Source organism: Actinoplanes sp. NPDC089786 (assembly GCF_040684855.1).
Taxonomy (GTDB): Bacteria; Actinomycetota; Actinomycetes; order Mycobacteriales; family Micromonosporaceae; genus Actinoplanes.
Map to the genome: position 1 here is coordinate 1 of NZ_JBFBGU010000026.1, position 11,491 is coordinate 11,491.

Consider the following 11,491-nt stretch of genomic DNA (forward strand, 5'->3'; position numbering starts at 1 on the left):
TCGTCATACGACGGCGGCGGCTGAGCGGACACAGCCGGTCAACCTACCAGCCTCCACACTAGACACCCGAACCGCCCGACGACCTATCCAGTCACTCGCCGATCAGCGTGTCGCCGGAGTAAAGCGCGATCCGGCTCGAGTCGACGGTCGAATCACCGGGATGGCCCGATCCTTCGCCAAATGCCGGCAGGTCAATCCCGATCGTGTCCCGTGTGCGGGCCACGTAGTCCCGGCCGACGGAGGGACCGAGCACGGTGGGTGCGAATACCGCTGTGTTCCACTGCTCGTGATAGGGGATGCCGTGCCGTAGTCGAGTAGGCGCCTGGGCGGAGACGCTGATGTCGGTAAGCGATTCTCTGATCCGCTGGGTGAACGTGGAGGTCCACAGCGCCCCGCCGTCGGTGTTGACGTATGCGGTACGCCGGAATGGCAGATCGAAATACCTGCGCAGCGTGAGCACGGAGATGCCGTGAACGACAGCGACGGTGGTTTTGTCGCCCTGTGCGCCGGGCGCCTCAGTCGCATACGTCTCCTGGATCGTTGCCAGTTCAGAATTGCGCACTCGCTTGGTAAAGCCGTCGAAAAATCGGCCGGCTCTGGAGTATGCGGTGTCGTACATGGAGGGACTGTTCCGGAACGAGCCGTCCCCGGGCTGGGCGAACTGCGCGGTGATCACACTGTGGAAGCCGTCATACGGTGCCTCGGAGCCGATCTGGGCCACGAAATCGGATCCGGTCGGACCCATTTGGGCGGTGAGACTGAAAACGGTGCTTCCCGCTCGCGTCCATTCCGCCTTGACCCAGGACTGCGACAGTGTCGCGTCGTCTTCCGGCCCATCGATGGACACTGGTTTGCCGAGTCGGGCATCCAGGCGCACGGTGGTGGGACCGTCGACGACGAGTCTCGGCTGCACCAGCGTCGTCGTGTTGGCATCTGCGGGATCGTCGGAGTTGTCATCACCGCTGATACTCGAGATCACGCCGTACTGGCCTTTCGGCACACGCAGCGTCGTCGTGGACTGCCCGGGCTCGCCGAAGACATTGAAAGAGCCGGCGCCGTTGAGCCCGACCAGCCTGGTGTAACGGTAGCCGCTGGGTGAGGTGCCGTCGCGGGCGGTATGCACCAGCGTGACGTCATAGACCTCACCTTCGCGATCGACTGCGAAGGGTGTTTCGACCCGGATGCCGCCGGGTGCGGTAGCAGTGAGGAATCCGTAGTACACACCGTCTGGACCGTTGATGCTGGTGTCGGCGGTCAGCGTGGTGTCGCTGGTTTCGCCGGCCGCAAGGGTCACCGTGTGGTGGGACAGGGTGAAGACCCCGGACGGGGCGGGTGCACCACCCGGGCCGGTTGCGGTCACACCAAGCGTGAGCGTGACCGGCGTGGTGCCGTCATTGCGGTAGGTCACCGTCCGGGTGACTGCTTTGTCGTCGTCGTGCGGCCACGTCTGCCGGTCGAAAGTGACCGCGGTCTGGTTGGTGGCAACGGACTGGGTGATGGCTCGTGCCAGGTCCACCCGGCCTGAGCCCTGACCGAACACGCTGAGGCCCTCAGTGGGATGCGATGCCCCCATGAGCAGCGTCTTGAGCTGATGCGGCGACCAGTTGGGGTGCTGCTGGGTGAGGATTGCCGCGGCGCCGGCGACGTGCGGTGTCGCCATCGAGGTTCCCGAGTGGGTGGCGTACTTCTCGACCGGCGCGGAAGCGTCGCTGTCGTCGTGCGCGGCCTTGGCGGCCATGATGTTGACGCCGGGCGCAGTGATGTCGGGTTTGATGGCCCCGTCGCCGATACGCGGTCCGCGGCTGGAGAAGTGAGCGAGCTGATCCTTGCGGTCGACGGCTCCCACGGTGAGCGCCGCGTCTGCGCTGCCGGGCGAATCGACGGGTTCGTCGTCGTCGCCTCCGTTGCCGGCGGCAATGACGAACAGCGCACCGAACCGCTGCGTCAGTTCCTCGACCGCGGCCTCGAGCGGATCAGTTCCGGGCGAGTCGCTGCCACCGAGGCTCATGTTGACCACTGGTGCGCGCTGCGCCGCCCAGGCCATGCCGGCCAGAATGGCGGAGTCCGGGCAGCCGTCTGCCCGGCAAACCTTGCCGTTCAACAGCTTCGCGCCCGGAGCGACACCCCGATATCTGCCCTCGGACGCCGCACCGGTTCCGGCGATGATGGAAGCGACGTGGGTGCCGTGGCCCACCTCGTCGTCGGCGTCGGGGGCATCGGTGAAGTTTTCCGCCAGTGTGATCTTCCCCGTCAGGTCTGGGTGGGTCGCGTCGACACCACTGTCGAGCACGGCAACAGTCACACCGGTGCCGTCAAGGCCGGCCCGCCATGCCGCGGGAGCGCCGATCTGCGGCACACTGGTGTCGAGGTCGATCGCGCGTTTGCCGTCCAGCCAGACCTTTTTCACCCCCGGCCGAAGGGTGCGATGCGACGGTGTTCCGCCGGTCAGCGACTGCCAGAGCTGGGCTCGCGTTGAGCGGTCCGTCTGAACGGCGAGCATGTCGGTTGCCGGCAGATCGCGGACGATCCGTGCACCTGGGACAGCGGCCGCGGAGCGAGCCCGGGCCGCAGACCCGGGGTATGCGACCAGCAGTGGAAGCGCCGCCGTCCGGTCGTCGTAGCCGAACCTGATGAGGGTATTCACATCGAACAGTCGTTCATCCAGCGAACCGGCCTGCACCAGCGGCAACGCATCGGAGGGGATGACGTATTGGGCGTCCCCGTCCTGCCGGCTGACGAACCGCATGCTGTCGCGGCCCGCTCCGGGCTGGATCGCGGTCGTGTGACCGTTGACGACGGTGATCTGATCACCGGTGAGCAACGTGACACTATGGCCTGAGACCGGCACGCTCGGCAGACTTCCGGCAGCCGAGGGCTCGACCGATTGTGCGTAGGCGACGGGGACCGTGGCGATGGTGACGACACCTAGCACGATGGCGGGTATTCTTCGTCGGCGCATGTGTGTTTCCTTCCGGCCGCTCCGACGGGGGTCAGGACGACCGAGGGGCAGGCGTCGGGCCGCCCTTCGGAGTCGTTGTCAGCACACACGCGTTGGCATCGCCGTGGAGCAGCCATACCGTCGAGGCGCTGGCATTCATACCGTCCATGACGCTCTTGAAGATCGCGAAGTGCAGAACGGATCCCGAAGGCATCGCATCGCGCTTGATGGTCATGACCGTGGCGCCGGACGGTGTGCGCTTCGGCTGGTAATCGACGACCTGGGCAAGCTGGGGAAGGCTGGCCTCGGCGCCGATGCAGTCGGCCTGCTGGCCGGGCTCGAAGAACTCCACCTTGGCGGGCACCCCGGCGTCGGCCAATACCTTGGTCAACCTCGCGGGGTCGCTTGCCGTACGGAGCGTGAGCGTGACCGTGTCCAGCGGACCGGAATCCACGGACCACGCGGCGAGGTGCACGTGAGTTTGGGAACTGCTCGATGCGCTTTGGCCAGGAGCGGCCTCGGGACGGTGCGTGGCCTCCTGCGGCAGCGACACCGCAAGGGCGGCGGTGACCGCGGCCGCGCCCAGGGCGGTCATGGCCACGCGGACGCCGGCTCGCCGCCGGCGCAACGACTGCCCCCGCGCCACGATCCGATCGGCGGACTCTTCCAGGTGGACCTGATCGAAGGACTTACGCAGGTGGCCGAACAGCTCATCGGTGTTGTTCATCGGTACGTCGTCTCCTGGTTGATCGAAGGAGCAAGGCGGTTACGAAGGGCGTCTGTTGCCCGGGCGAGGTGTGCGGTTACCGTCCCGGGCGCGATGCCGAGAGTTCGGGCGGTCGTCTCGGTGTCCAGATCGAGGAAGATCCGCAGCGCGACGACCTGTCGCTGCCGGTCCGGCAGTTCCCTGAGGGCATTCATCACCGTGGCGTCGGCCCAGCTGTCCTCAGCGCCGGTCTCGGTACCGACCTGCACCGACTCGAGGTGAGCGGTCCACGGAACCTCTCGACGCCGGCGCCGCCACCACGAGATGTGAGTGTTCAGAGCCGTTCGGACAACCCAGGCCCGAGGTGAAGGATGTCGGGCCACCTTCGGCCAGGATGAGAAGGCCTTCGCGAACGCCTCCGACACCAGGTCCTCCGCCAGCTGCCGGTTTCCGGTGCTGGCGAAGACGGCCCGCAGGCAGCCGTCCTTCGCGTCGCGGTAGAAGGCCGCGAACTCCATCGGTTGTTCTGCCATGTCCTTCTTACGTTTGAGCCGCCTGATCCGCTTACCTCGGAGACGATCATTTTGCGGTCGGCGTTTGGAGCTGTGGCCCGACGCGAGGCCGGGTGACCGAAGGGGGTCACTCGACGCCGCCCATCAGCAGCAAGTCAGCGGCGGCATTCACCTCTGACCGTCCCTTGTGCTATTTAGAGGTGAGCCTGTGCGGAAGACGTACGGTCAAGGATGAGTCAGTTCGGCTGTTCAGGTCGTCTGGTAGTCGGTCAGCTGCAGCTTCTCGGCTTCCTTGCTGTTTTCACTGAGGGCGAGTCTGCGCCCCATGGCGGTCGAAAGAAACTGGTTCCGTAGCCAGATCGCCGTCCGGCTCATGGGTACGAGCATTTTCACGGCGCTGCGAGCGCCGGCCTGGCCGCGCTGGGCGTACGGGCGCAGGAGTTGTTCGTATCTCAGGAATGCGCTCTCGTAGTCGCTTCCGGCGTTCAGAATTTCGTGGGCCAGAATGTACGCGCCCACGACAGCGGTTCCTGTGCCCATGCCCGTCAGAGTCGCTCCGCAGGCTGCGTCACCCAGCAATGCCACCCGCTTGTTCCACCAGGTGGGTACGTCCACGCGGGCGATGGTGTCGCAGTAGAGGTCTGTCGCCAGAGGCAGGTCCGCCAGTAGCGACGGCACCATCCAGCCATGACCGGCGAACCGCTGGCCGAGCTGACGCACCCGGGCATCGAGGTTTGGCGGCGCGGTCTGCTCGGCGTACAGGCACAGCACATTCGTGCGTGACGGATTCCCGGCATGGGGGAAGACGCTGATCAGGGTGCCGGGAGCATTGAGGACCAGCGTCTCACCGCGCAGATCTTCCACTGTCGGAACATCCCAACCGGCAATCTGATATCCCAATCCGGTGACGTAGTCGTCGTCCGGCCCGAAGGCGATCCCCCTTACTCCGGAATGCATCCCGTCCGCACCGATCACCAGGTCGAATCGTCGGGATGCGGCGTGCAGAAATGTCACGTCGACGCCGTCAGCGTCCTGCGTCATGGCCGTTATCTTATCGCCGAAAATATATTCCACATTGTTCCGGCTTCGTTCGTGGAGCAATCGGGACAGTGTGGAACGGGGAATCTCCAGGTCGCCGCCCGTGAATTCCGGTGGCATGGTCAGAATGGTCTCGCCGGACTGGCGTACGAAACGAGTCGTCCGGCCGCCCGTCTGATTGTCGCGAATGGCCTCCAGGACGCCCATCCGCCGGAGTACCTCGAGGTGTGTCGGTCCTCGGAAATCGACGGCGTAACCACCGCGGCGCAGTGCGGCGGCGGCCTCCACCACCGTTGTCTCGCATCCGGCGCGCCCCAGCCAGTAGGCCAGCGCCGGCCCGGCCACACTGGCACCTGAAATCAACACTCGTTTCGGCATTCGCCGAGCATGGCAAGGCCGTTGAGTCTCATCCACGGACTGTCGGTCCGGGCCACGGCGCTCCGACGTCGAGCCCACGTGGCCCGGCGGCGGCCTGAGGCCCGGGTATATCCTGCGAGATCATGACGATGAACCGACCGGCGCTCGGTGACTTCCTGCGTCGGCGCCGGGAGGCACTCATGCCCGCGGACGTCGGTCTGCCGGCTGGACGTCGGCGCCGCACCGCCGGGTTGCGCCGCGAGGAAGTCGCTTCGCTGGCCACGATGTCAGCCAATTACTACGAACGGCTGGAGCAAGCCCGCAGCCCCCAGCCGTCCGCGTCAGTGCTCGGGGCTCTCGCCCGCGCGCTTCGCCTGAACAACGACGAGACCGGCCACCTCTACACCCTGGCCGGGCAAGTCCCGCCTCCGCAACCGCCCGCTCAGTTCCTGACAGCGGATCCGAGTCTGCTCACCGCGCTCGATTCGCTCGGGCCCACGACACTCGGCCTGATCACCGATGATCTCGGGGTCGTGCTGGCCCAGAATGCCCTCAGCGCGGAGGTCTACGATCGGTTCGCCGACCAGATCGGCATTGATCAGAACATCATCTGGCGATGGTTCGTCGATCGGGCCTGGCGCGACTCCGTCGCCCGGCTCGAGGAACAGGAGCAGACCAGCCAGGCCTATGTGGCAGACCTGCGCCTGGCCATCGGTATGCGCGCCGGGGACCAGGCCTCGGTCCAGTTCATCCGCCGGCTCCGGGCGGCCAGCGAGTCCTTCAATGAACTGTGGGAGCGTCATGAGGTCGGCCTGCTGCGGCCGGGCCCGAAGCTCGTCCTTCACCCACGCGCCAGGCTCGAGCTGAGCTGCGCCGTACTGCCGGGCCGGGTACGGAGCCAGAGGCTGGTGCTGTTCCGGGCCGACCCCGGCAGCAGAACCGACCACATTCTGGCAACGATGCACCCAGCGGCATCGCATTCCGCCAGCCCCGGAACAAACTCGGATTCCACCGCGACCTGAGTTGCCATCTCCGGATCGCGAGTCCGCGGCTACGGCTCACACCTGCCGTAACAATCTTCCGCATGGAAGCGATGCGGGCGGTGCAGCTCGACCGGTTCGGCGGAGGATCGCGATGACCAGGGTGGCCAAGCCGGCGTCGAGGCGGGCGCGGTAGGCGGCGTAGCCACCGTGTAAACGCGCCGGGTCACACCTGCAGCGGCGTGTTCGTCGAGGTGAGCGTCCATCTGCAAGCACTTTTGAACACGTTTCGATTCTCGTGAACCTCGGTGTCGGTTTCCACGTTCTAGTGCTGGAGTGTCTCCGACCAAGATCAAGAGTGAGTCGATGACTGAGAGAATTGACGACCGGCGTGCCCGGTGGCGACGGCTGCTGAGTTCGACCCGGGCGCGCGTCGAGGTGGTCGCCGCCTGCCTGATCCTGATCGCCTTCGGCGCCGTCGCGTTCACGGTGGTGCCGGCCGTCGCGGACGACGATAAGAAGGCCGGTCAGCGGGTGCCCGCAGAGGTCGTGCCGGCGATCGTGGCGGCTGCCCTGTCCTGCCCGAGCCTGAACCCGCCGCGGCTCGCCGCTCAGATCATGGCGGCGTCCGGCTTCTCCGAGGGCGGCCCGCACGGCAATCTCGCCGCCATGGACCCGGCCGCCTGGTCCAAGTGGCGGCCGTCGCCGGACGCGCAGGCCACCGAGCCGGCCGAGGTGATCGCCGCGCTCGCCCACCGCACCTGCAAACTGGCCGGACAGATACGCGCCGGTGGGCTGACCAGCGACCTCTGGCCCGCCGCGGTGGCCGCCGAACGGTCGACCGTGGACGCCGTGCTGAAGGCCAAGGGTGTGCCCGCCAGGCAGGAGAAACACGTGGACACCGTGATCGCGTACGCACGCTGGTACGCCGATCAACCGGAATTCTCGATGGCCGAGGCCGCCGCCGCCGTGCCGTCGGCGGAGCCGGCCGCGACGCCGGTGCCCGACGCGCTGGTCCCGGCCGTCCGGGCGGCCGGCGCGGTATGTCCGGCCGTCACGCCGGCGCGCGTCGCCGCGCAGCTCAACTCGCTGTCGGGATTCGACGCCGAGCTGCGGTCGGGCAACGGCGCGGAAGGAATCGCGCAGTTCACCCCCGAACTGTGGAAGACCTACCGCGTCCGCAAGAACGCCTCGGTCTGGAACCCGCAGGACGCGATCGCGTCGATGGGCGCCGCGATGTGCGGGCTGACCCGGGAACTGGCGCTCGTCGACGACGCCGACCCGTACGTGCTGGCGCTCGGCGCCTACCAGTGGGGTACCAAGGTCGTCCGGCAGGCAGGAGGCATGCCGCGAACCGTGGTGCCGCAACTAGCCGACCGGGTCATGAGACACGTCGCCGAGTACGAGAAGGACGCCCGGCTCACGGCGACGGCCAAGGCGGCGCCGAAGACGGAGACCAAGAAGCTCAGCGGCAAGCCATCCGCGTCCTCGCCGGCGAAGGCGGCGGCCGGACCGGCGAAGACCAAGAAGAGCAAGTTGAAGCAGGCCAAGCCGCCCACCAAGGGCTCCCTCGCACCCGGCTCGGCCGGCTTCGGCCCGTACTTCATCGCCAACCTCCGCACCAAGCTGTGCGCCGACCAGCCCGGATCGGGCGCGGGACGGCCGGAGAACCCGCTGACCCAGTCCACGTGCTTCAAGAACTTCGATGACAACCAGGAGTGGGAGTTCCAGCCCCGGGCCACCGACGACAAGGGCCACCAGCTCTACTGGATCCGCAACATCGACGACGGCCTCTGCATCGATCCGCCCGGCACCGGGCCGGCACCGGACGCTACCCCTCTCGTGGTCAATAACTGCTTTGACAACGACAACCAGTACTTCCGGCTGGAGCCGACCGTGGCCTCAGGCGGCCGGCAGTACTACTGGTTGCGCAACACGGTCTCCAACATGTGCCTGGAGGTCCCCGGCGCGGGCACCGCCGGCCCCGACACCCAGCTGCAGATGGTGCCCTGCCTGACCGGCGACGACCACGACTGGGCGCTCGTCACGAGGGACAAGATCTAGATTTTCGGACCTGGTGCGCCCGGGGACATGACCGGTCCCCGGGCGTGCGGCCGGTGGCGGGGGATATCCCGCCGACAGGCGTTTTCGCTGCCGCCGGCCAGAGCGTCGCGGACGTGCCGTGTCAGGCTCGACGCAAGCTGGATCAGGCGAGGGAAGGAGAGCGAAGCCCTATGGCGTTGCTGCGGTTGCTCCGTCGCCGACAACCGCCCGGGCATCCTCTCATCGTGCGGTGGTACGGCTCGGCCGCCGTCATGTCGCACCCCGCCGACTCGCCCCTGCTGCTGTGGCAGCTTCTGCGCGATGCCGCCGTTCCCGGCGACAACGTGCTGATCATGGCTTCGAAGCGGGCGATGAGCGACCGGGCAGGCGGCGCCGCGCTCCGGGGCGCGGTCGAGCACGCGGCCAGATCCTGGCGCACCGACCGGGTCTGGTTGGCCGCGAACGGAGTCGGTCGCCCTCGCGGCGCACACGCCGCCTGGTTGCTCCGGCTGGCCGCCCGCAGCGGAGTCGAACTGCTCGTCCCGGACGGGCCGGTACACGCCACTCCGGACGGCACTCTTTACGCCGCGGCCGGCGGGTCGGGCTGGCGGTCGTTCCGATCCGGTGGCGCTGCGCCCGTGGCCGCCCTACGGCACCCCGTCCCGCTCTGGGAACAGGCGTTGTCTGACCGGCCGGTCCCGTTGCCCGGCCTCGTCGCCGATCCCATCCCGGCCGGCATGCTGCTGCATGCTGCCAACACGTCCCCGACCAGCCCTGGGGACCCGGCCTTCCACGTGCCGGTGGACTCCACCGGCCCCACGCTCGTGCTGCGGTACGTCGGAGCGCCCCCGGTCGACCCGGCCCACGTGGCCGGGCTCTTCACCGGACTCCCTGAACGCACCATGGTGCACATCGAGACCCGGCTGCTCGATCCCTCGTCCGCGCCGCCCACCGCCGCCTGGCTGAACCGGCTCGAGGCGGAACTCAACGCGGTGCGGGCCCGCGCGTCGGTGGTCGATCCGTTCGCGCCGCTTCCAGCCGGTCGCCGACCTGTGGGAGAAGGGCCCGCGCTGATCGGCGGTGGCTGGGTCCGTACGGGCGACCGGCACTACCGGCACGCGACCGAGACGGATCTGGTGGCCGAAGTGGTTCCCGCCGGGGTGATGCTGCGCTCGGCGGTCGCGCGCCCGGCGGACGGATCGGCCTTCGTCGAGCCGGAGGAGGGCATCCTGACCATCGAGGACGCGGCCCCGGAACGGCTGGTCGACGTCTTGTGCCGCGTGCTGGCCGGGGGAGCCGGTGATCCCGGCGTTCTGGTGGTGGGACACCAGGACGGTGCGGCGCGGCTGGCCAAGGCGATGGACCCCTCGTCGGGCAGCGTGTCCGCCGCGGCACGGTCATCCGTTCCGATCGACGTGGCCCCGAGTGCGGCGAACCGGGTTGACGAGGAAGCTCCGGCATCCGGTAGGAACGCCGCGCCCCCGCCGTCCGGGCACGGTGTCGAGGCATACGGCGTTGAGGCATACGGTGTCGCGGCGTACGAAGAGCGGGCCGCGGCCGTGGCCGCCGCGTTCAGGCAGGATGCCGCGGTCGCCGGCGAGACGGCGTACTCGGCCGGGGCCCTGCCTGTCCGGGTGACTGCCGGGTCGGACGAGCCGCTGGCCTCGCGCGCGCCGACGGCCGTTCGCGCTCTTGCCGATCCCGCAGTCGTTCCGTCGGTGGCGTCGGTCCCGGCTCCCCGCCCGGCGTCGGTCGCAACCTCGTTGTTCGGATCCGGCCGCCGGCGCGCCGAAGAGACTCCACGGACGACGGGGGCGCAAGCGACCGCGCAATCGGAGCTGGCCGCGACTGGTCCGGCCACCTGGCCGGCACTGCCTGCGGGCGTGACCGTCGAGGAGCCGGACCAACCGGCGTTGCCCGCGAGAAACCGTGAGGAGCGGCCGGAAACACCGCGGCCCACCGCCATGCGTCCGGTCATCACCGTGTCCGGGCCGGACCTCGGTGGCAACGAGCCGGAGCGGTGGCGGGCCGCCGATCGATCGCCGGACCCGCCGTCCGGCCCTGTCGCCGGCTCATCCGCGGTCACCTCCTACCGGCCCGCGACCGGTGAGCCGGTCCCGGAGCGGGGCAGCACCGCGGACGAACGCCGGGACTTCGTCGCCGGGCTGGGTCCGGCCTACACCGACTCGATCACCACGGTGAACGCCGCGCTCGCCGCCTGGCCCGCCCTTCGCCAGGACGCGTCGGTGGCCGCGAAGACGGACCTCGTCGCGGTGCGGCTCTTCTTCGGACGATCAGGCTCCAGCGCGTCACGGCTCAACGCGGATCTACGGGCCGGCCGGTCACCGGACCTGCCCGGGTACCTGTCATGTCTGGTCTCCGGACTGCGCCGGTTGCCGCCCAGCCGCCGGGCCATGCTCTGCCAGGGCCGGCTCACCGTACCGGCGCGTCAGCTCTACCCGGAAGGGGCGATGCTGGTGGAGCCCGCCTTCCGGGTCGTCAGCGGGGCCGGTGGCCTGGCGATCGAGGGCGCCGACGTGGACTACCTGATCTGGTCGCGGACGGCGCGGCAGACCGGATTGCTGGGCGACCCGGAGCTGGACGAGGCGGTCTTCCTGGCCGGGACACGGTTCAAGGTGCTGGGGGTACGCGAGAGCGCGGCGCCAGCTGGCGCCGAGACCGCCATCCCGGACGCGGCGGTCCTCCTGCGGGAGGTTCTGCCCGGCGAGCCGCCCGTACCCGGCCTCGACGACGGCGACCGGATCGTGCTCACCCGCCTGGAACGGGCCCTGAACCGGCGCCGATCGGCGGCGCCGCAGGCGCTCGACGACAGCGCCGCGATCGACCGGCTCATCGGACCACCGCTGGGCTTCGTGGAGGCGACCGCCGGCGCCGGATGAGGGTTTCCCCCCGAGCC

7 protein-coding genes are annotated in these 11,491 nt (G+C 68.7%); 3 read left to right on the top strand and 4 right to left on the bottom strand.

Annotation, left to right across the window (positions count from 1 at the left end):
* Nucleotides 1-91: 91 nt before the first annotated feature.
* From AB0O15_RS41175 to AB0O15_RS41190, 4 genes are all read right to left on the bottom strand, one after another.
* Nucleotides 92-2,959 (bottom strand): S8 family serine peptidase, encoded by a 2,868-nt coding sequence (locus AB0O15_RS41175; RefSeq protein WP_364331221.1) that lies wholly within the window; start codon nt 2,957-2,959, stop codon nt 92-94.
* A gap of 31 nt (nt 2,960-2,990) precedes the next feature.
* Entirely contained in the window at nt 2,991-3,665 is a 675-nt protein-coding gene (locus tag AB0O15_RS41180; RefSeq protein ID WP_364331224.1) for a hypothetical protein, read from the bottom strand.
* Complete coding sequence (locus AB0O15_RS41185; protein ID WP_364331227.1) at nt 3,662-4,177, bottom strand: SigE family RNA polymerase sigma factor; 516 nt, start codon at nt 4,175-4,177, stop codon at nt 3,662-3,664. Before AB0O15_RS41185 ends, AB0O15_RS41180 begins: the two co-directional genes overlap by 4 nt.
* 228 nt (nt 4,178-4,405) lie before the next feature.
* Nucleotides 4,406-5,572: an FAD-dependent monooxygenase gene (locus AB0O15_RS41190; protein WP_364331229.1), complete on the bottom strand. Its 1,167-nt coding sequence runs from the start codon at nt 5,570-5,572 to the stop codon at nt 4,406-4,408.
* Nucleotides 5,573-5,694: 122 nt separating this feature from the next.
* Between AB0O15_RS41190 and AB0O15_RS41195 the strand changes: the two genes are divergently transcribed.
* The 3 genes from AB0O15_RS41195 (at nt 5,695) to AB0O15_RS41205 (ending at nt 11,474) form a co-directional block, all read left to right on the top strand.
* Nucleotides 5,695-6,573, top strand: a complete 879-nt coding sequence (locus AB0O15_RS41195; protein WP_364331232.1) for a helix-turn-helix transcriptional regulator — start codon at nt 5,695-5,697, stop codon at nt 6,571-6,573.
* A 324-nt stretch (nt 6,574-6,897) separates the two neighbouring features.
* Nucleotides 6,898-8,595 carry an RICIN domain-containing protein gene (locus AB0O15_RS41200; RefSeq protein ID WP_364331235.1) on the top strand — a complete coding sequence of 566 codons (1,698 nt, stop codon included), beginning with the start codon at nt 6,898-6,900 and terminating at the stop codon, nt 8,593-8,595.
* 224 nt (nt 8,596-8,819) lie between these two features.
* A complete protein-coding gene (locus tag AB0O15_RS41205; RefSeq protein ID WP_364331238.1) occupies nt 8,820-11,474 on the top strand; it encodes a hypothetical protein in 2,655 nt (884 codons plus the stop codon).
* Nucleotides 11,475-11,491 lie beyond the last annotated feature (17 nt).